The sequence below is a fragment of the Variovorax jilinensis genome (assembly GCF_030316885.1).
Taxonomy (GTDB): domain Bacteria; phylum Pseudomonadota; class Gammaproteobacteria; order Burkholderiales; family Burkholderiaceae_C; genus Variovorax; species Variovorax jilinensis.
Genome location: NZ_JASZYQ010000004.1, coordinates 1 through 18,088 on the forward strand (window position 1 = coordinate 1; position 18,088 = coordinate 18,088).

General features: G+C 68.7%; 19 protein-coding genes and 3 tRNA genes. 3 read left to right on the forward strand and 19 right to left on the reverse strand.

Going from position 1 to position 18,088, the window contains the following annotated elements; all coding sequences use genetic code 11:
- The 12 genes from QTH87_RS15735 to trpE form a co-directional block, all read right to left on the reverse strand.
- Positions 1 to 106: GTP-binding protein (locus tag QTH87_RS15735; RefSeq protein WP_007829589.1), on the reverse strand; the 106-nt coding region annotated here is incomplete at its 3' end.
- Positions 107 to 181: 75 nt separating this feature from the next.
- Positions 182 to 256, reverse strand: a tRNA-Thr gene (locus QTH87_RS15740).
- A gap of 28 nt (positions 257 to 284) precedes the next feature.
- Positions 285 to 358, reverse strand: a tRNA-Gly gene (locus tag QTH87_RS15745).
- 64 nt (positions 359 to 422) lie between these two features.
- Positions 423 to 508, reverse strand: a tRNA-Tyr gene (locus QTH87_RS15750).
- 148 nt (positions 509 to 656) lie between these two features.
- On the reverse strand, positions 657 to 1,367 hold the full coding sequence (locus QTH87_RS15755) for a uracil-DNA glycosylase (protein ID WP_286610420.1): 711 nt from the start codon (positions 1,365 to 1,367) through the stop codon (positions 657 to 659).
- On the reverse strand, positions 1,364 to 2,164 hold the full coding sequence (gene trpC / locus QTH87_RS15760) for an indole-3-glycerol phosphate synthase TrpC (RefSeq protein WP_286610421.1): 801 nt from the start codon (positions 2,162 to 2,164) through the stop codon (positions 1,364 to 1,366). The genes QTH87_RS15755 and trpC overlap by 4 nt, the downstream gene beginning before the upstream one ends.
- A gap of 21 nt (positions 2,165 to 2,185) precedes the next feature.
- Positions 2,186 to 3,217 (reverse strand): anthranilate phosphoribosyltransferase, encoded by a 1,032-nt coding sequence (trpD, locus tag QTH87_RS15765; RefSeq protein ID WP_286610422.1) that lies wholly within the window; start codon positions 3,215 to 3,217, stop codon positions 2,186 to 2,188.
- 18 nt (positions 3,218 to 3,235) lie between these two features.
- Complete coding sequence (locus QTH87_RS15770; RefSeq protein WP_286610423.1) at positions 3,236 to 3,892, reverse strand: LysE family translocator; 657 nt, start codon at positions 3,890 to 3,892, stop codon at positions 3,236 to 3,238.
- Entirely contained in the window at positions 3,885 to 4,946 is a 1,062-nt protein-coding gene (ltaE, locus tag QTH87_RS15775) for a low-specificity L-threonine aldolase (RefSeq protein ID WP_286610425.1), read from the reverse strand. Before ltaE ends, QTH87_RS15770 begins: the two co-directional genes overlap by 8 nt.
- 4 nt (positions 4,947 to 4,950) lie before the next feature.
- Complete coding sequence (locus tag QTH87_RS15780) at positions 4,951 to 5,535, reverse strand: anthranilate synthase component II (protein ID WP_286610426.1); 585 nt, start codon at positions 5,533 to 5,535, stop codon at positions 4,951 to 4,953.
- Positions 5,532 to 5,924 (reverse strand): GxxExxY protein, encoded by a 393-nt coding sequence (locus tag QTH87_RS15785; protein WP_286610427.1) that lies wholly within the window; start codon positions 5,922 to 5,924, stop codon positions 5,532 to 5,534. Before QTH87_RS15785 ends, QTH87_RS15780 begins: the two co-directional genes overlap by 4 nt.
- A complete protein-coding gene (gene trpE / locus QTH87_RS15790) occupies positions 5,921 to 7,423 on the reverse strand; it encodes an anthranilate synthase component I (RefSeq protein ID WP_286610429.1) in 1,503 nt (500 codons plus the stop codon). Before trpE ends, QTH87_RS15785 begins: the two co-directional genes overlap by 4 nt.
- Before the next feature lie 279 nt (positions 7,424 to 7,702).
- Here trpE and QTH87_RS15795 point away from each other — a divergent pair, with 279 nt between their 5' ends.
- Positions 7,703 to 8,293, forward strand: a complete 591-nt coding sequence (locus tag QTH87_RS15795; RefSeq protein WP_286610431.1) for a chalcone isomerase family protein — start codon at positions 7,703 to 7,705, stop codon at positions 8,291 to 8,293.
- Between the two features lie 7 nt (positions 8,294 to 8,300).
- On the opposite strand, the gene gph is transcribed toward QTH87_RS15795, so the two are convergent.
- The 6 genes from gph to QTH87_RS15825 all read right to left on the reverse strand — a co-directional run bounded on the left by gph (position 8,301) and on the right by QTH87_RS15825 (position 12,909).
- Positions 8,301 to 8,996, reverse strand: a complete 696-nt coding sequence (gph, locus tag QTH87_RS15800) for a phosphoglycolate phosphatase (RefSeq protein ID WP_286610432.1) — start codon at positions 8,994 to 8,996, stop codon at positions 8,301 to 8,303.
- Positions 8,997 to 9,034: 38 nt separating this feature from the next.
- On the reverse strand, positions 9,035 to 9,682 hold the full coding sequence (locus tag QTH87_RS15805; RefSeq protein WP_286610434.1) for a TetR family transcriptional regulator: 648 nt from the start codon (positions 9,680 to 9,682) through the stop codon (positions 9,035 to 9,037).
- A 53-nt stretch (positions 9,683 to 9,735) separates the two neighbouring features.
- Positions 9,736 to 10,476 (reverse strand): SGNH/GDSL hydrolase family protein, encoded by a 741-nt coding sequence (locus QTH87_RS15810; RefSeq protein WP_286610436.1) that lies wholly within the window; start codon positions 10,474 to 10,476, stop codon positions 9,736 to 9,738.
- A 303-nt stretch (positions 10,477 to 10,779) separates the two neighbouring features.
- Entirely contained in the window at positions 10,780 to 11,247 is a 468-nt protein-coding gene (locus QTH87_RS15815) for a YidH family protein (RefSeq protein WP_286610437.1), read from the reverse strand.
- The gene (locus QTH87_RS15820; protein WP_286610439.1) at positions 11,237 to 11,872 is read right to left on the reverse strand and encodes a MarC family protein; all 636 of its coding nucleotides are present in this window, start codon (positions 11,870 to 11,872) and stop codon (positions 11,237 to 11,239) included. The genes QTH87_RS15815 and QTH87_RS15820 overlap by 11 nt, the downstream gene beginning before the upstream one ends.
- Before the next feature lie 110 nt (positions 11,873 to 11,982).
- Positions 11,983 to 12,909, reverse strand: a complete 927-nt coding sequence (locus QTH87_RS15825; RefSeq protein ID WP_286610440.1) for a LysR family transcriptional regulator — start codon at positions 12,907 to 12,909, stop codon at positions 11,983 to 11,985.
- 70 nt (positions 12,910 to 12,979) lie between these two features.
- On the opposite strand from QTH87_RS15825, the gene metE reads away from it, so the two are divergent.
- The gene (gene metE / locus QTH87_RS15830; RefSeq protein WP_286610442.1) at positions 12,980 to 15,304 is read left to right on the forward strand and encodes a 5-methyltetrahydropteroyltriglutamate--homocysteine S-methyltransferase; all 2,325 of its coding nucleotides are present in this window, start codon (positions 12,980 to 12,982) and stop codon (positions 15,302 to 15,304) included.
- Between the two features lie 67 nt (positions 15,305 to 15,371).
- Positions 15,372 to 17,162, forward strand: coding sequence for a chorismate-binding protein (locus QTH87_RS15835; protein ID WP_444812808.1), 1,791 nt, complete (start codon positions 15,372 to 15,374; stop codon positions 17,160 to 17,162).
- A 6-nt stretch (positions 17,163 to 17,168) separates the two neighbouring features.
- Here the strand turns inward: QTH87_RS15835 and QTH87_RS15840 are convergent, their stop codons facing one another.
- A complete protein-coding gene (locus QTH87_RS15840) occupies positions 17,169 to 17,864 on the reverse strand; it encodes a response regulator transcription factor (protein ID WP_286610445.1) in 696 nt (231 codons plus the stop codon).
- Positions 17,865 to 18,088 lie beyond the last annotated feature (224 nt).

The window sequence follows — 18,088 nt, forward strand, 5'->3', positions numbered from 1 at the left end:
GCACGGTGGCAATCGCCGCCGTCAGCGTCGTCTTGCCATGGTCCACGTGACCGATCGTGCCGACGTTGACGTGCGGCTTCGTGCGGGTGAATTTTCCTTTTGCCATTTTCTCGACTCCGAAAAATAACTAGATCAACACACTGACATGGGGTTGCAACCATCCGGCTGCAACCCCAAGAACTGGTGCCCATTGCGGGAATCGGACCCGCGACCTCTCCCTTACCAAGGGAGTGCTCTACCACTGAGCCAAATGGGCCGAATCAAAAACTCACGAACCTGGAAGCTGGAGCGGGAGACGGGAATCGAACCCGCGTCATTAGCTTGGAAGGCTAGGGTTCTACCATTGAACTACTCCCGCCTACATGGCCACGCCCCACGGCGCATTCCACTCATCCAGATCCGTTCAAAGATCTCTTTTTCGCTGGTGGAGAGGGCTGGATTCGAACCAGCGTACTCGTAAGAGGGCAGATTTACAGTCTGCTGCCATTAACCACTCGGCCACCTCTCCGGCGAACCTCGGAATATAGCACGGATTCGAGGGCTCGTCGACGCACAGCCTCGCGCGTACCGCGAGGATTCCTATCGGATCGGTCGACCACCCCTCGGCGCAGGCTGCGTCCCGAGAGCCTTCGATTCTCGCACGAAATCGGGCGCGGTCATCCGGCCGGCCCTCTGCGAACGCGGGATTCCTTCCACTCGCGGGCTTGCCCGAAGTGGCCGCAGCCGATGAAGGGCAACGGCGGGCGCAGCGCCGACAGCGGCGAGGGGTGGTTCGCGACCAGCACCTTGTGACGATTCGTATCGATCAGCGCGCGCTTGCCCTGCGCATGGGCGCCCCACAGCATGAAGAGGACCGGCTGCTCGCCATCCGCCACGTGGCGGATGACCGCGTCGGTCAGCAATTCCCACCCGCGGCCCGAATGGCTTGCAGCCGCGCCTTCTTCCACGGTCAGGCAGGTGTTGAGCAGCAGCACGCCGTGCGTGGCCCAGCCGACCAGGCTGCCGCCCGGAACCGGGAAGGCCGGCGGTTGCGTGCCGAGGTCGCGCTGCAGTTCCTTGAAGATGTTGCGCAGCGAGGGCGGCAGCGGCACGCCGGGCGCCACCGAAAATGCCAGCCCCTCGGCCTGGCCGCGGCCGTGATAGGGGTCCTGGCCGAGGATCACGATCCGGACCTGCTCGGGCGGGGTCAGTTCGAGCGCGCGCAGCGGCCTGGGCGGAAAGATCGCGGCGCCGGCGTCCAGCCGAGCGCGCAGGAAATCGAGCAGGCGCTGGCCGGCTGGCTCGGCGAAGAAGCGATCCACCAGCGGCTGCCAACCCGGCGCCACGGGCCAGTCGGCGGGATCGGCCGACGCCAGCTGGTCGCTCATCGGAACAGCGCGGCGAGGGCCTCGCCGGGCTCGTCGGCCCGCATGAAGGTCTCGCCCACCAGGAAGGCGTGGACGCCGGCCGCGCGCAGCGTCGCCACCTCCTCGCGGGTCGCGATGCCCGATTCGGTGATGGCGAGGCGGTCGGCAGGCACGCGAGGCAGCAGCTCGAGCGTGGTCCGGACCGAGACCTCGAAGGTTTTCAGGTTCCGGTTGTTGATGCCGACCAGCGGCGTGCGCAGCCTGAGAGCCCGCTCGAGCTCGGCACCGTCGTGGACCTCGACCAGCACCGCCATGCCGAGGCCGGCCGCGATCGCCTCGTAGTCGCGCATCTGCGCGTCGTCGAGGCAGGCCGCGATCAGCAGGATGGCGTCGGCGCCCATCGCGCGCGATTCGTAGACCTGGTAGGCATCGACGATGAAGTCCTTGCGCAGCACCGGCAGGTCGCAGGAGGCGCGGGCCTGCTTGAGGTAGTCGACGCCGCCCTGGAAGAACTGGCGGTCGGTCAGCACCGAGAGGCAGGCAGCACTGACCTCGCCATCGCCCTCGGCGTAGCTCTGGGCGATGTCGGCCGGAATGAAGTCGGCGCGCAGCACACCCTTGCTCGGGCTGGCCTTCTTGACTTCGGCGATGACGGCGGCCGCGCCGGCCGCGATCTTGGCGCGCAGCGCGCCGGTGAAATCGCGCGTCAGCACACGGCTCTCGGCGTCGAAGCGCACGGCCTCGAGCGGAGCCTTCCGGATGGCGGCGGCGATTTCCTCGCGCTTGACCGCGACGATCTTGTCCAGGGTGTTCGACATGGGTGGATGTTCCTCTTGCAATCAGACCGGGATCGCCGCCGTGAAGGCAGTCAGTTCGGCCAGCTTGGCCTTGGCCGCGCCCGAGTCGAGCGCCGCACGCGCGCGCTCGACGCCGGCCGCAATCGATTCGCAGACATTGGCCGCATAGAGCGCGGCGCCGGCATTCAGCACCACGATGTCGCGCGCCGAGCCGGGCTGGTTGTCGAGCACGTCGAGCAGCATCGTGCGCGACTGCTCCGGCGTCTCGACGCGCAGGCTGCGGTTGCTCGACATCGCGAAGCCGAAGTCCTCCGGGTGCAGCTCGTACTCGCGCACCTCGCCGCCCTTGAGTTCGCCGACCATGGTGGCGGCGCCGAGCGAGATCTCGTCCATGCCGTCGCGGCCGTAGACCACCAGCGCATGCTCGGCGCCCAGGCGCTGCAATGCCCGCACCTGGATGCCGACCAGGTCGGGGTGGAACACGCCCATCAGGATGTTCGGCGCACCGGCGGGATTGGTCAGGGGACCCAGGATGTTGAAGATGGTCTTGATGCCGAGTTCCTTGCGCACCGGTGCCACGTTCTTCATCGCCGGATGGTGGTTGGGCGCGAACATGAATCCGATGCCGACCTCGGCGATGCTGCGGGCGATCTGGTCGGGCTTGAGGTTGATGTTGATGCCGAGCGACTCGAGCACGTCGGCACTGCCCGACTTGCTGCTCACGCTGCGCCCGCCGTGCTTGCTGACCTTGGCGCCGGCCGCAGCCGCCACGAACATGGTGCAGGTCGAGATGTTGAAGGTGTGCGAGCCGTCGCCGCCGGTGCCGACGATGTCGACCAGGTGCGTGGTGTCGGCCACCGGCACCTTGGTCGAGACCTCGCGCATGACCTGGGCCGCGGCCGTGATCTCGCCGATGGTCTCCTTCTTGACGCGCAGGCCCGTGATCAGCGCGGCCATCATCACGGGCGAGCATTCGCCGCTCATGATGAGCCGCACGATGTGCAGCATCTCGTCGTGGAACACCTCGCGGTGCTCGATGGTGCGCTGCAGGGCTTCCTGGGGAGTGATGGGCATGGTGCTTGTCTCTTTGGTTCAGGGGTTCGATGGGGCGGCGAGAGGTGCATCGGCCAGCGCGAGCCGCAGGCCGAAGCCCACGAACAGCAGGCCGGCACCGCGCTGCAGCCAGTGCATGCCGCGCTGCACGAGGCCGACACGGCGTGCGGTCCAGCCCGCCAGCAAGGCCCATGCGATGTTGACGAAGATGGCGTTGAAGTTGAACAGCAGACCGAGCAGGAAGAAGGCGAGCGGCTTGTTCTCGGTGCCCGGCGCAATGAACTGCGGCACGAAGGCCAGGAAGAACAGCGCCACCTTGGGGTTCAGCGCATTGGTCCAGAAGCCGCCCAGGAAGATGCTCTTCGTGCTGGCAGGGCCTGCCGCCGCGAGTGCAGGCGCCGCGGCCGAGGCCCTGGCGAACAGCATGCGCACGCCGACCCACAGCAGGTAGGCCGCGCCGACCCACTTGAGCACCGTGAAGGCGGTGCTCGATGCGGCCATCAGCGCACTCAGGCCGAGCGCGGCCGCGACGATGTGGACGAAGCAGCCGGCCGTGATGCCGAAGCCCGCGACGATGCCGGCACGCACGCCCGAGCGCAGCGAATGGCTCACGATGTAGAGCACGTCCGGGCCCGGCGTGAGGTTCAGCAGCAGGCCCGCGGCGATGAACAGCAGCAAGGCGTGCGCGTCAGGCATGGAAGAAGCCCCGGATCGCGCCGATCGCACGGTCGATGCCTTCCGCATCGACGTCGAGATGGGTTGCGAAGCGCAGCCGGTAGAGGCCGGTGGCCAGCACGCCGTGCGCCTTCAGGTGCGCCAGCAGTTCGGCAGAGCGCGGTCGCGCCGCGCCCGTGAGGTCGACGAACAGCAGGTTGGTCTGCGGCGGCTCGACCTGCAGGCCGTCGATGCCCGCGAGGCCGTCGGCCAGCCGGCGTGCGAGCGCGTGATCGTCGGCCAGCCGGTCGACGTGGTGCGTCAGCGCATGCGAGGCCGCCGCGGCCAGCAGCCCGGACTGGCGCATGCCGCCGCCGGCCATCTTGCGGATGCGATGGGCGCGCGCGATGAACTCCCGCGAGCCGCACAGCGCCGAGCCCACGGGCGCGCCCAGGCCCTTGCTGAAGCAGACCGAGACGCTGTCGAAGCAGGCTGCAATGCGCCGTGCCTCGGCCCGCACCTCGGTGCCCAGCGCCGCGGCCTGCGCGGTCGCGGCATTGAAGAGGCGTGCGCCGTCGAGATGGCGCGCCAGGCCCTTCGAAAGCGCCAGTTGCGTGGCCTGCTCGACGTAGGCAAAGGGCAGCAGCTTGCCGCCCAGCGTGTTCTCGAGGGCCAGCAGGCGCGTGCGCGCGAAGTGGGCATCGTCGGGCTTGATCGCGGCCTCGATCTGCTCGAGCGCGAGCGTGCCATCGGGCTGGTGGTCGAGCGGCTGCGGCTGCACGCTGCCGAGCACCGCCGCGCCGCCGCCTTCCCAGCGGTAGCAGTGCGCCTGCTGGCCGACGATGTACTCGTCGCCGCGCTGGCAGTGCGAAAGGATGGCGCACAGGTTGCTCTGGGTGCCGGTGGGCACGAAGAGCGCGGCCTCGAAGCCCAGCAGCTCGGCGATCTGCTGCTGCAGCGCGTTGACGCTCGGGTCGTCTGCGAAGACATCGTCGCCCAGCGGTGCCGCGAGCATCGCGGCACGCATGGCCTCGGTGGGCTGGGTGACGGTGTCGCTGCGCAGGTCGATCGGACGTTCGGTGGAACGGGCGTTCATGGCTTCACTCCAGGAAATTGCGCAGCATCGCGTGGCCGTGCTCGGTGAGGATCGATTCGGGGTGGAACTGCACGCCCTCGATGCGCACCGCCTGCGCGAAGCCCGTGTGGCGCACGCCCATGATCTCGCCGTCGTCGGTCCAGGCCGTCAGCGCGAGCTCGCTCGGGCGGGTGTCGCGCTCGATCGCGAGCGAGTGGTAGCGGTTGACCTCGAACTGCTCGGGCAGGCCCGCGAACACGCCTTCGCGCGTGGTCGTGATCCGGCTGACCTTGCCGTGCATGAGCTGCTGCGCGCGGATGATCTTTCCCCCGAACGCCGCGCCGATCGCCTGGTGTCCGAGGCAGACGCCGAGGATCGGCAGCTTGCCCGCGAACTCGCGGATTGCCGGCACCGAGACGCCGGCTTCGGCCGGGGAGCAGGGACCGGGCGACACCACCAGGCGGTCGATACCCGCCGCGATGCGCTCGTGCAGGCCCTCGAGCGTGATCTCGTCGTTGCGATGGACCTCGACCTCGGCACCGAGTTCGCCGAAATACTGCACCAGGTTGTAGGTGAAGCTGTCGTAGTTGTCGATCATCAGCAGCTTCATGGCTTGACTCCGATCCGGTGCACGCCCTTGACCACCGGGAACACGTTGAAATTGATGAGCAGTCCGAGCCGCAGCCCCGACAGCCGCACCGCTGCCTGGGCCTGCATGCGGTGCATGTCGGTCAGCGCATCGACCGCCCTCACCTCCAGCACCACCGATTGCTCGACCACGAAGGCGGCGGTCGCGACGTCGCCGAGCGCGCGGCCCTTGTAGTGGGCGGCGACCGGCACGTTGCGCTGGAAGCCGATCTCACGCTCGGCGAGTTCGATCTCGAGTGCCGCCACGTACGCCGACTCGGGCAGCCCGGTGCCGAGCACTCGCTGCACCTCGACCGCGGCGCCGATGATCTCGTGCGAGAAGTCGCCCTGGTTGTCGTCTTCGTGGCTCATTCGAGGCCCTCCTCGACCAGCTCGGCGGCGCGCAGCAGCGCCCGCGCCTTGGCCTCGGTTTCCTTCCATTCGAGCTCGGGCACCGAATCGGCCACCACGCCGGCCGCGGCCTGCACGTGCAGCATCTGGTCCTTGACGATGCCGGTGCGGATCGCGATCGCGACATCCATGTCGCCGGCATAGCTGATGTAGCCGCAGGCACCGCCGTAGAGGCCGCGCTTGGTCGGCTCGAGCTGGTCGATGAGCTCCATCGCGTGCACCTTGGGCGCGCCCGTGAGCGTGCCGGCCGGGAAGGTGGCGCGCAGCACGTCGATCGCGGTCATGCCGTCCTTGAGCGTGCCCTCGACGTTGCTCACGATGTGCATCACGTGGCTGTAGCGCTCGACCGCGAAGGCCTCGGTCACCTTCACGCTGCCGGTCTTGGCGATGCGGCCGATGTCGTTGCGCGCCAGGTCGATCAGCATCACGTGCTCGGCGCGCTCCTTGGGGTCGTTGATCAGCTCGACCTCGGCCGCGCGGTCGAGCTCGGGCGAGGCGCCGCGCGGGCGGGTGCCGGCCAGCGGACGGATCGTGATCTTCTGCTCGCCCTCGCCCGTGTGCTCCTGGCGTACCAGGATCTCCGGCGAGGCGCCGACCACGTGGAAATCGCCCAGGTGGTAGTAGTACATGTACGGCGAGGGATTGAGCGAACGCAGCGCGCGGTAGAGCGACAGCGGCGACTCGGTGTAGCGCTTGCTGATGCGCTGGCCGACCTGCACCTGCATGAAGTCGCCGGCGGCGATCAGCTCCTTGGCGCGCTCGACCGCGGCCAGGTAGTCGGCCTTGGCGAAGCTGCGCTCGGCCGGATGGGCCTGGCTGGCCTTCACCTGCGGCGCGCTGACCGAGTACTTGAGCTGGTCGCGCAACTCGCGCAGCCGCCGCTTGGCGTTGGCGTAGGCCTCGGGCTGGCCCGGGTCGGCATAGACGATCAGGTAGAGCTTGCCCGAGAGGTTGTCGATGACCGCGAGTTCCTCGCACTGCAGCAGCAGGATGTCGGGGCAGCCCAGCGTGTCGGGCGGGCAGGACTTCTCGAGCTTCTTCTCGATGTGGCGCACCGTGTCGTACCCGAAGTAGCCGGCCAGGCCGCCGCAGAAGCGCGGCAGGCCCGGCCGCAGTGCGACCTTGAAGCGCTGTTGGTACGCCGCCACGAAATCGAGCGGATTGCCCTGGGCTTTTTCCACGACCTTGCCGTCCGTTACAACCTCCGTGACGGCGTCGGCGCCGAAGCCGCTGGCTCGCAGCAGCGTGCGTGCCGGCAGGCCGATGAAACTGTAGCGGCCGAAGCGCTCGCCGCCGACTACCGATTCGAGCAGGAAGCTGTGCTTGCCGCTGTCCTTGGTGTAGGCCAGCTTGAGGTAGAGGGAAAGAGGCGTTTCGAGGTCGGCAAAGGCCTCGACCATCAGCGGGATGCGGTTGTAGCCCTGCGCGCTGAGGCTTTTGAATTCGAGTTCGGTGATCACGGGGTCTCCGTCGGCCAGCGAGGACACGAGGGTTTCGCTGGCGGGGCATTCAGTTTGGCCGGGTCAGGATGACCGCTGGCCGCGGGCGCACGGCGTGCGCCGTGCAATCAGAAAGGCTGGGACGATGGCGTCCGCCAAGGCCAGGCTCCCCGGCTGCCTTGACCTGTCTGAATGACGTGATGAATGAACATGGAATCGTGAGTTTAGCCCAGGGACAAGGCGCGTACAAAAAGATACATTCCAGGCTTTCGCATCCACAGAACAGCCTCGGAGACCCGGATGACTTTCTTCGCAATGCAGCGCCTGCTCGCGCTTTCCGCCATCGCCCTCGCATCCTTCGGCGCTACGGCCGCACAGGTCGACGTGGCCGGCGTCAAGCTCGACGACGCGATCGACCTGCGCGGCAGCAAGCTGCTGCTGAACGGCGCCGGCGTGCGCTACAAGGCCGTGTTCAAGGTCTACACGGCCGGCCTCTATCTCGGCAAGAAGGCCGATACGGTCGAGGAAGTGCTGGCCAGCGGCGGCCCCAAGCGCATCACGATCACGATGCTGCGCGACATCGATGCCAACGAACTCGGCAAGCTCTTCACGCGCGGCGTCGAGGACAACTCGCCGCGCAGCGAGATGGTGCAGCTAATCCCCGGCCTGCTGCGCATGGGCCAGATGTTCGCCGACCAGAAGCAGCTCAAGGCCGGCGACAGCTTCACGGTCGACTGGATTCCGGGCAGCGGCAGCCTGGTCACGGTGAAGGGCGTGCCGCAGGGCGACCCGATCAAGGAACAGGCCTTCTTCAACGCGCTGCTGCGGATCTGGATCGGGCCGTCGCCGGCCGACTACAAGCTCAAGGACGCGCTGCTCGGCAAGGGGTGAACCGTCCTCACGGCTGGCCGAGCAACCCCGCCAGCTCGGCCAGCGAATCGACGAAGGCATCGGCATCGACCCCGCGCACCGGCTCGCCGTGGTTGTAGCCATAGCTGACCAGCAGCACGGGACAGCCGGCCGCTCGCGCGGCGCGCGCATCGTTGCTCGAGTCGCCGATCATCAGCGTGCGCGATGGCATCGTGCGAAGCGCCTCGCAGGTCTTGCACAGCGGCAGAGGATCGGGCTTCTTGCGCTCGAAGGCATCGCCGCCGAAAACGAACTCGAAGTACCCATCCAGTCCCTTGGCCGCCAGCAGCGGCCGCGCGAAGGCGGTCGGCTTGTTGGTCAGGCAGGCCAGGCGCAGGCCGCGCGCCCGCAATGCGGCAAGGCCCTCGGCCACACCGTCGTACACCGCGGAATGGCGCCCGTTGATCGCCAGGTAGTGATGCTGGTAGCGTTGCCAGGCCTGCGCGTACAGCGCCGCAGGGTCGCCGGCGCCGCCGTGCACATGGCGCAGCACCGAATCGATGAGGTGCTCGGAACCCTTGCCGACCATGCCACCGACGACTGCGGCGTCCACTCGCGGCAGTCGCAGGTCGTCGAGCATCAGGTTGAGCGCGACGACGAAGTCGCCCAGCGTGTCGACCATGGTGCCGTCGAGGTCGACGATGGCGGCTTCGAGAAGAGGAAGAACATCGTCCAGGCGATTCACTTGGGCCCTTGCAGTATTCGTTGGGGAAGGATTCGACTTCATGGCCGCAGACCGCACCCGCGCAAGGTGGCCTCCTCGAAGCCGAGGCCCCGCAGGTAGGCGAACAGCGCTGCACGTCCGGTTCGGCGCAGGTCATAGGCCTGCGGGTGCACCACCCAGGCGTCGATGAGGCCGCGCAGAAGCGCATAGAGCCCCTGAGCGGCGAGCGCGCCCGGGACCGCGAGCTTGACGCCGTGGACGCGCGCGCCCGAACGCAGCGCGTCGCCGAAGGTGCCGACCGTGCTCTGCAGCGACAGCGCGCGCTGCTCGCGCATCTGCGCGAGCTCGGGGGAAAACTCCAGCCGCGTCACGATGGCCACCACGTTCCTGCTTCGCTCGTCCCGCGCCAGGATGCGCAGCGGCTCGAAGAAGGCGGCGACCAGCAGCATCAGCGGCTCCGAGAGATTCGCCTCGATCTGTTCGCGAATCCGCTCCCGCATCGGTGCACTGACCCGCTCGAGCATTGCCTCGAGCAGTCCCACCTTGTCCTTGAAGTGCCATTGGATGGCGCCGCGCGTGGTGCCGGCCCGCTCCGCGATCTGGTCGAGCGTGGCCGTCGAAACGCCGAGCGTGCCGAAGACGTGCTCCGCGGCATCCAGCAGGCTCTGTCGCGTCTCTTCGGCTTCCTGTTTGGTGCGGCGTGCCATGTGGGGGCGATCAAAATCCGCAGATTATCGGGCGCGCTTGCGTCCCTTCGCGGTTATCCGGCGGCGTCGGCGGCCGAGGTCTTGGCCGACGCCCGGCTGCATTCGGGCGCCACGCGATCGAGTGCCGCGACCAGCCGGTCCGTGAGGCGCAGGCTGTAGTCGGCAGTGGGATGCACCTCGTCCGCCAGCGAGACCGGCGCCGCCGCGCCGATGTCGGCGAACTCGACCTTCATGTCGCCGGCCAGCTCTTCGACCTCGTGGTCCACCCGGTCGCGGCCGGCCAGCTTTTCCGGCGACATGAATGCGCTCGGCAACTGCCTCGAATAGCCCGTCAGTACCGGGATCCGGCCTTCGCCACGCACGGTGTAGACCATCCACGGCAGGTTTCGCAGCACCGTCTCGCCCGCCCAGCCCTCCGCGATCCCGCTGCCTATCACGACCACGCGCGCATTGCGGGCGTCATTGCGAAAGGTCCGCGCCAGCTTGGCCAGCGATTGGCCGGGCTGCGTCCTGTCGTCGACCGTCCAGGCAGGCCGCCGGGCCTCGATCTCGGCAGCCGGATTGCGTGCATGACGCCTGAAGCGGTCTTGCTCCACGTAGGCGCCGTTGAGGATCGAGTCGCCGTAGAGCACCAGAGAACAGTCGCGCGCCTCGGCCGGTTGCGAGGAAATCGCGGCCGCGAAGCGCGGCGTGATGACATCGAGCTGGCCCAGGTCGCCGGCATCGCCGAACTCGGAACTGCAGGCGTCCAGGCTCAGGCAAAGGATCACCAGGGGAAACGCGAGGAACTTCATATCGTGGGCGGTCCGGAAACGCCGTTGCACCGCCACCGCGCCCGACCGGCGTCGCCCGACCACGTCGAGCGGCAGCTTGCGGCACCGCGAAGCCCAAGGCTGTCACCAACAAAATTTACATTCTATTCGAATGTATAAATGCGGCGACCGGGCGATCGCGAGCCGCCCGGTGCGAGCTCTGGTGCGAGCTCTGGTGCGAGCTCTGGTGCGAGCTCTGGTGCGAGCTCTGGTGCGAGCTCTGGTGCAAGCTCTGGTGCAAGCGCGAGAGCAAGGGCAGGCGGCCGCTGGCCGGGTGCAGCCGCGTCAGAAGGGCCCGACGTCGAAGACCATGCTGACGATGGCCATGAAGCCGATCAGCAGCAGCAGCACTGCCACCGCGAGCGTGAACGAGGGCGGAAACTGGCTGTCGGCATGGATCAGCCCCTGAGCCTTGAGCGCCTTGCGCTCGGCCCTGAGCCCGTACATGAAGGTGCAGTGGTAGACGATGCCCGAGATGAGGATGGCGATCCCGACCACCACCAGCGCCTCGCCGAAGCGGCGGGGCGCCATGCTGCTGCGGAGCACGTCGGCATCGTGCAGCTTCTGGAACACCTGGAAGATCGTGAAGCCGAAGCCGATCAGCGACAGCGAGGTGCGGATCACCGACATCAGCGTGCGCTCGGCGCTCATGCGCGTGCGCTGGAAGGACATGCCGGTGCGGCGCGAGGACAGTTCGACCGAGGCGCGGTCGGTCTCGGCGCCCGGGTCGACCCAGGATTTTTCATCCGACATGAAGGACTCCCATTTTGCCCAGGGCGAGAAAGATGATGCTGACCGCAAGCGCCACCTGCAACACGCCCAGCACGGCACCGAGGATCTGAAGCACGATCGCCATCGCGCCGTCGAGGATGCGTCGTCCATAGAGCATCGCGAGCAGGTTCAGCAGCATCACGCCGAACAGCATCGCGAAGATGGTCATCGTGCGCTCCAGGGTGTGGCTGTTGGCCAGCAGCACGACCAGCGCCGCGATGCCGTAGGGCGTGACCACGGTCGGAAAGGTGATGCGCATCGCGGCCGCGATCGGCGAGGGCGGCAGTTCGATCGGCGCCGCGCGGCCGGGCTGGTATTGCTCGAGCACCATGCGCATGCCGACGACGAAGAAGATCAGGCCCCCGCTCAGCAGCAGCGCAGGCACCGGGATTTCCCAGCTGCTGAGCAGTCGCAGCCCGATCACGGCGCCCAGCACCACCGCGCAGAGCGCGATCGCAAAGGTTCGAAACGCGATCTTGCGCAGTTCCTTCTGGTCCGCCGCATGGGTGAACTGCACGAAGGGGCCGATGATCTTGAGCGGGCCGAGCATCACGAACAGCACCGTGAAGATCCCCGAGAGGCCGATCGGCGAATTGGCATCATGCATGGCGGGTCCACACGTTATGACGATCCGGCAAGCGTACCCGGTTCCGCGTCGCTTCGAGCACTCCGCGAACCGCCTGCCGCTGCCCTTTGGTGCAAGCGCGCAGCCGACCTTCACAGCAGTTCGATGCCGGGCAGGCTCCGGAAACAGGTCTCGCGCGTGATCTGGACAAAATCCGCAAGCCAGGCCTGGCACGAGGTCGCAGCGCTGCAGGCCATGTGCAATTCGCCCGCGAGGCCTTTCGCGCCCACCGGCCGGGCGCTCACGTAGCCGCGCTCGAGGTAGCCCTGCACCGCCCACAGGGGCAGGGTGGCGATGCCGCGCCCGCTGGCCACCAATTGCAGCATCGCCACCGTGAGTTCGGTGGTGCGGCGGTGCGCAGGCTCGACACCGGCCGGCTGCAGCACCTGCCGCACGATGTCGAGCATCTCGTCGGGCACCGGGTAGGTGATCAGGGTCTGGTCGGCGAAATGGCGCGCCGTGAGGTGGGACCTGGCAGCCAGCGGATGCTCGTTGGCCAGCAGCGCCACGATCTCGAAGCGGAACAGCGGGTGGTAGTCGACGCTCTCGGCCGCATCCTGCTCGGAGACGATCGCGACCTCGGCCCGGTGCTGCAGCACGAGCGCAATCGGGTCCGGATGGAAGCCCGAGACGATGTCGAGCTCGACCTCGGGCCAGCGCTGGCGGAAGGCATCCATTGCGGGCATCAGCCAGTCGAAGCAGGTGTGGCACTCGACCACGATGCGCAGTTGCCCGGCGCGCCCGCGCGCCAGCCGCGCGAGGTCGCGCTCGGCCTCGCCGACCAGCGGCAGCGTTCGGTCGGCCAGCTCGAGCAGGCGCGCGCCGGCCACGGTGAACTGCGGCGGCACCGACTTGCGCTCGAACAGTGCCAGACCGAAATGCGCCTCGAGCAGCTTGAGCTGGTGCGACAGCGCCGACTGCGTGAGGTTCAGCAACTGCGCGGCACGGACCAGGCTGCCGGTATCGCGCAGCGCCACCAGGGTGCGGAAATGGCGGATCTCGAGAATCGATATGGTCATGAATCCTGTTCAAGTTGATCGGCAAAAGGTTTCGTTTGAATCATATGACGATCCCTGGAACCATCGCCGGATGACCACACGCACACACATCCTCGGCTTCCCGCGCATGGGCGCGCATCGCGAACTCAAGACGGCACTCGAACGCCACTGGCGCGGCGAGATCGACGCCGCCGCGCTCGAGGCCACGGGCGCACTGCTGCGCGAACGCCACTGGCGAGCCCAGCGCGACGCCGGCCTGGACTTCGTGACGGTCGGCGACTTCGCCTTCTACGACCACGTGGCCAACCACATCCAGCTGCTGGGCTGCGAGCCGCCGCGCTTCGGCTTCACGGGCGACACGCCCGAACTGGCGCGCTACTTCTCGATGGCGCGCGGCGTCGCCGACGCGGCGAGCCACGACCATGAAGGCTGCGCCCACGGCACGCACGCCGGCTTCGCGCTGGAGATGACCAAGTGGTTCGACACCAACTACCACTACCTGGTGCCCGAGTTCACGGACGCGACCCGCTTCGGCCTCGCTTCGGTGCGCCTGTTCGAGGAAGTGGCGCAGGCCCAGGCACTCGGCCATTCCGTCAAGGCCGTGCTGCTCGGGCCGCTGAGCTTCCTGTGGCTCGGCAAGGAGAAGCAGCAGGGCTTCGACCGGCTTGCGCTGCTCGACGCCCTGCTGCCGGTCTACGAGCAGGTGCTGGCGCGGCTCAAGGCCATGGGGGTCGAATGGGTGCAGGTGGACGAGCCCGTCCTCGGACTCGATCTGCCCGAAGCCTGGCGACATGCCTTCGAGCGCAGCTACTGGCAGCTCGCGCGCGGCGCGCCGAAGCTGCTGCTGGCGACCTACTTCTCGCCGCTGGCCGAGAACCTGCGGCTGGCCTGCCAGCTTCCGGTGGCCGGCCTGCACGTCGATGCGGTGCGCGCTCCCGAGGAGCTGACCGGCGTGGCCGACTGGCTGCCGGCGCACAAGCTGCTGTCGGTCGGCATCATCGACGGCCGCAACGTCTGGCGCGCCGATCCGGACGCCGCGCTGGCCCGGCTCGCGCCCGTCGCCGCCAAGCATGGCGGGGAGTTCTGGATCGCACCCTCGTGCTCGCTGCTGCACCTGCCCTTCAGCCTCGAGGGCGAGACCGGCCTCGACCCCGAGCTGCGCGGATGGATGGCCTTCGCGATCGAGAAGCTGGCCGAACTGCGCCTGTTGCGCGCCGCGCTCGACGGCGAGCAGGCATCGGTGGCCTCCGAGCTCGAAGCAGCGCGACGTGCCGTTGCTGCGCGCCGGGCCAGTCCGCGCGTGCACCGCGCCGACGTGGCGCTGCGGCTGGCGCGGCGCGTCGACGGCGACGACCGCCGCGGCGCCGGCTTCGCGCAACGTCAGGCGCTGCAGCGCGCGCGCTTCGCGCTGCCGCCGCTGCCCACCACCACCATCGGCTCGTTCCCGCAGACCGCGGCGATCCGCGCCGCCCGCGCGGCCTTCAGGCGCGGCGCGCTCGACGCGGCCGGCTACCGCGAGGCGATGCAGGCCGAGATCGCGCTCGCGGTGCGCAAGCAGGAGGCGCTCGGCATCGACGTGCTGGTGCACGGCGAGGCCGAGCGCAACGACATGGTCGAGTATTTCGGCGAGCAGCTCGACGGCTTCGCGTTCACGGCCAACGGCTGGGTCCAGTCCTACGGCTCGCGCTGCGTGAAGCCGCCCGTGATCTACGGCGATGTCGCGCGGCCGGCGCCGATGACGGTCGAATGGACTGCCTACGCGCAGAGCCTGACGCGGCTGCCCATGAAGGGAATGCTGACCGGCCCGGTCACGATGCTGCAATGGTCCTTCGTGCGCGACGACCAGCCGCGCAGCCTCACGACCGAGCAGATCGCCTGGGCCATCCGCGACGAGGTGGTCGACCTCGAGCAGGCCGGCATCGGTATCATCCAGATCGACGAACCCGCGATCCGCGAGGGCCTGCCGCTGCGGCGCGCCGGCTGGAAGAGCTACCTCGACGGCGCCACGCGTGCCTTTCGCATCAGCGCCGGCGGCGTGGCCGACCGGACCCAGATCCACACCCACATGTGCTACTCGGAATTCAACGACATCCTGCCCGAGATCGCGGCCATGGATGCCGACGTGATCACGATCGAGACCAGCCGCTCCGACATGGAACTGCTGCGCGGCTTCGGCGACTTCAGCTATCCGAACGAGATCGGCCCGGGCGTCTACGACATCCACTCGCCGCGCGTGCCGGACACCGACGAGATGGTGCGCCTGATGCGAAAGGCCGCGGCAGTGGTGCCGGCCGGACGGCTGTGGATCAACCCCGACTGCGGCCTCAAGACCCGCGGCTGGCCCGAGACCGAGGCCGCGCTCACGCACATGGTCGCTGCGGCCCGGATCCTGCGCGCCGAACTCGCGCTGGAGTAAGCCCCTGCCGCCTGCGCCTCCTCTTCCCGCCGAAGCCGATTCATCCGCACGCCGCCGCCCCGGCGCGCTGATCGACTTCCGTGCGCCCGGTCCCGAAGGCGCACCGCTGCGGCTCGCCTTCGACCGACCTCGGGAAGTGCTGCGCGCCCGCACGCTGGCCGAGGTGGTGCCGGTGATCGAGCGCGCCGAGTCGCTGGCGCGCGCGGGCGCCTGGTGCGTCGGCCACATCGCCTACGAGGCGGCGCCGGCCTTCGATGCAGCGCTGCGCACCCATGCGCTGCCACCCGGCCGTGCACTGGTTCGCTTCGCGGTGCACGATGCGCCGCTCGGCGAGGCCGAGGCCGCGGCGGCCTGGCAGGCCATCGAGGGCCTGCCTGCGGCCCGCGTGGAATGGCAGCCCGGGCTCGAACGCGCGGACTTCGATGCCGCGATCGCCCGTATCCTCGAATCCATCGCGGCCGGCGAGCTCTACCAGCTCAACTTCACGACGACGCTCGAAGGCCTGCTCGACGGCGATCCGCTCGCGCTCTTCGCCGCCCTGCGCCGGGCCCAGCCGCGGGCCTATGCGGCCTGGATCGACGGCGACGACGAAAGCGAGCGCGACGCAGCGAGCGACAGCGTGCTGTCGGTCTCGCCCGAGCTGTTCTTCGACTGGCGCAACGGCGAACTGCTGGCCAGCCCGATGAAGGGCACGGCGGCACGCGGCGCAGGCCCTGAAGAGGACGAACGGCAGCGGCGGGCGCTGCAGGCTTCGCCCAAGGAGCGGGCCGAGAACGTGATGATCGTGGACCTGCTGCGCAACGACCTCTCGCGCGTGGCGGCGCTGCATTCGGTGCGGGTGGCGCGGCTCTTCCATGCCGAGGCCTGGCCCACGGTCTGGCAGCTGAGCTCGGACGTGCGCTGCCGCACCCGGCCGGGCATCGGGCTCGCGGACATCCTGCGCGCGCTGTTCCCGTGCGGCTCGGTCACGGGCGCGCCCAAGGTGCAGGCCATGCGCGAGATCCACGCGCTCGAGACCGCGCCGCGCGGCATCTATTGCGGCGCCGTGGGCCTGCTGCAGCCGGGCGGCGGCGCCACCTTCAACGTGCCGATCCGGACGGTTGCACTCGCGCCCGGCGGCTCGCGGCTGCGCTGCGGCATCGGCAGCGGCATCACGGCCGATGCCGGCGCCGACGGCGAATGGAGCGAATGGCGCCACAAGCGCGGCTTCGTCGAACGTGCGAGCCAGCCCTTCGAGCTGCTCGAGACCCTGCGCCTGGACGCCGGACGTGCCGTCGATGCCGACGCGCACCTGGCACGCATGGGCGCCTCGGCCGCGCACTTCGGCTTCGCATGGCGGCAGGCGGATGCACGCCGCGCGCTCGACGACGTCGCCGGCCGGCATCCCGACGGCAGCTGGCGCGTGCGGCTGCTGGCTGCGCCCGACGGCAGCCTGCGCGCCGAGGCCTTTGCCTTCGGGCCCACGGTCGGGGCGCTGCGGGTCGCGCTCGCGACGCGGCCGCTGGCGGACAGCGACGGGGAATTCGTGCGCCACAAGACCACGCGCCGTGCCCACTACGATGCCTTCGCGCCGACTTCCGACGCCGTATTCGACACCCTGCTGTGGAACGCGCGCGGCGAGCTCACCGAGTTCACGCGCGGCAACCTCGCGCTCTGCATCGACGGCGAATGGCTCACGCCCGCCGCGTGCTGCGGACTGCTGCCCGGCATCGGCCGCGCACGGCTGCTGGCGCAGGGCCGCATTCGCGAGGCCGTGCTGGTGCGCGAGGACCTCGCACGCGCGCGCGGAATCGCGTTCTTCAACAGCCTGCGCGGCTGGCTCGAGGTGTCGCTGGAAGCGCCGGACGACGGCGCCTGAGGACGCTCAGGCTTCGGTGAGCGTCTGCGCCGCCACCACGGCCTCGGTGCGGTTGCGCACGTTGAGCGCGCGGAAGATCGCCGCCAGGTGGATCTTGACCGTGCCCTCGCTGATGCCGAGCGCGCGCCCGATGAGCTTGTTGGGCTTGCCCTGCGACAGCAGCTGCAGCACCTCGACCTGGCGCTCGGTCAGCACCTTGCGCAGATGCTCGAGCGTCTGCGCGGCAGCGGCCGCCGAGCCGCGCGCGGCAGCCGCGGCATCGGAGGCCGCGGTGCCCGCGGCCGGGATGCCGGCCACCACGCCGGGCGGCAGAGAGGACAGCATCATCGGCGGCACGTACACGCCGCCGGCCAGCACCAGGCGCACGGCCGACAGCATCACCTCGGGCGAATAGGCCTTGGGGATGAAGCCCAGCACGCCGCGTTCGAGCGCGCTGCGCATGACGGCCGGGTCTTCGTAGCCCGAAAGCACGATCACGGGCACCGCGGGATGGCGGCGTCGGATCTCGTCGATGTGGGCCTGGCCTTCGGCGCCAGGCATGTTCAGGTCGATCACGGCCAGATCGAGATCGTCGGAAGCGCTGGCCAGCAGTTCCTCGACGCTCATGGCCAGAACGAAGTCGATACCGGCTTCGATTTCCGACAGCTTGGCCTTGACCGCCTCGATGACGAGCCGGTGGTCGTCGGCGATCAGGATTTTCATGGCTTTCCCCAGCGGCATGGATGAACGGAGCGGCATCGACGATAACGGCGAACGCGGCGCGCATCAAGGCGCATTTCGCCGCCCGAACGGCATAGAGCCCAAGCGGTATGGCGCGTCGCGTCACCGGTGCAAGAATGGTTACATATTCAAACGACCGGGGACGCGCGCCTGCGCCGACGTTGCAGGCGCGAAATCACGGACCGGGTCGCCTCCAACGCAAAGTC

Coding starts and splice junctions, on each gene's coding strand:
- QTH87_RS15755 (WP_286610420.1), bottom strand. CDS start 1,367: ATGAGCGACCAGCTGGCGTCGGCCGATCCCGCCGACTGGCCCGTGGCG.
- trpC (WP_286610421.1), bottom strand. CDS start 2,164: ATGTCGAACACCCTGGACAAGATCGTCGCGGTCAAGCGCGAGGAAATC.
- trpD (WP_286610422.1), bottom strand. CDS start 3,217: ATGCCCATCACTCCCCAGGAAGCCCTGCAGCGCACCATCGAGCACCGC.
- QTH87_RS15770 (WP_286610423.1), bottom strand. CDS start 3,892: ATGCCTGACGCGCACGCCTTGCTGCTGTTCATCGCCGCGGGCCTGCTG.
- ltaE (WP_286610425.1), bottom strand. CDS start 4,946: ATGAACGCCCGTTCCACCGAACGTCCGATCGACCTGCGCAGCGACACC.
- QTH87_RS15780 (WP_286610426.1), bottom strand. CDS start 5,535: ATGAAGCTGCTGATGATCGACAACTACGACAGCTTCACCTACAACCTG.
- QTH87_RS15785 (WP_286610427.1), bottom strand. CDS start 5,924: ATGAGCCACGAAGACGACAACCAGGGCGACTTCTCGCACGAGATCATC.
- QTH87_RS15795 (WP_286610431.1), top strand. CDS start 7,703: ATGACTTTCTTCGCAATGCAGCGCCTGCTCGCGCTTTCCGCCATCGCC.
- QTH87_RS15805 (WP_286610434.1), bottom strand. CDS start 9,682: ATGGCACGCCGCACCAAACAGGAAGCCGAAGAGACGCGACAGAGCCTG.
- QTH87_RS15810 (WP_286610436.1), bottom strand. CDS start 10,476: ATGAAGTTCCTCGCGTTTCCCCTGGTGATCCTTTGCCTGAGCCTGGAC.
- QTH87_RS15815 (WP_286610437.1), bottom strand. CDS start 11,247: ATGTCGGATGAAAAATCCTGGGTCGACCCGGGCGCCGAGACCGACCGC.
- QTH87_RS15820 (WP_286610439.1), bottom strand. CDS start 11,872: ATGCATGATGCCAATTCGCCGATCGGCCTCTCGGGGATCTTCACGGTG.
- QTH87_RS15825 (WP_286610440.1), bottom strand. CDS start 12,909: ATGACCATATCGATTCTCGAGATCCGCCATTTCCGCACCCTGGTGGCG.
- metE (WP_286610442.1), top strand. CDS start 12,980: ATGACCACACGCACACACATCCTCGGCTTCCCGCGCATGGGCGCGCAT.
- QTH87_RS15840 (WP_286610445.1), bottom strand. CDS start 17,864: ATGAAAATCCTGATCGCCGACGACCACCGGCTCGTCATCGAGGCGGTC.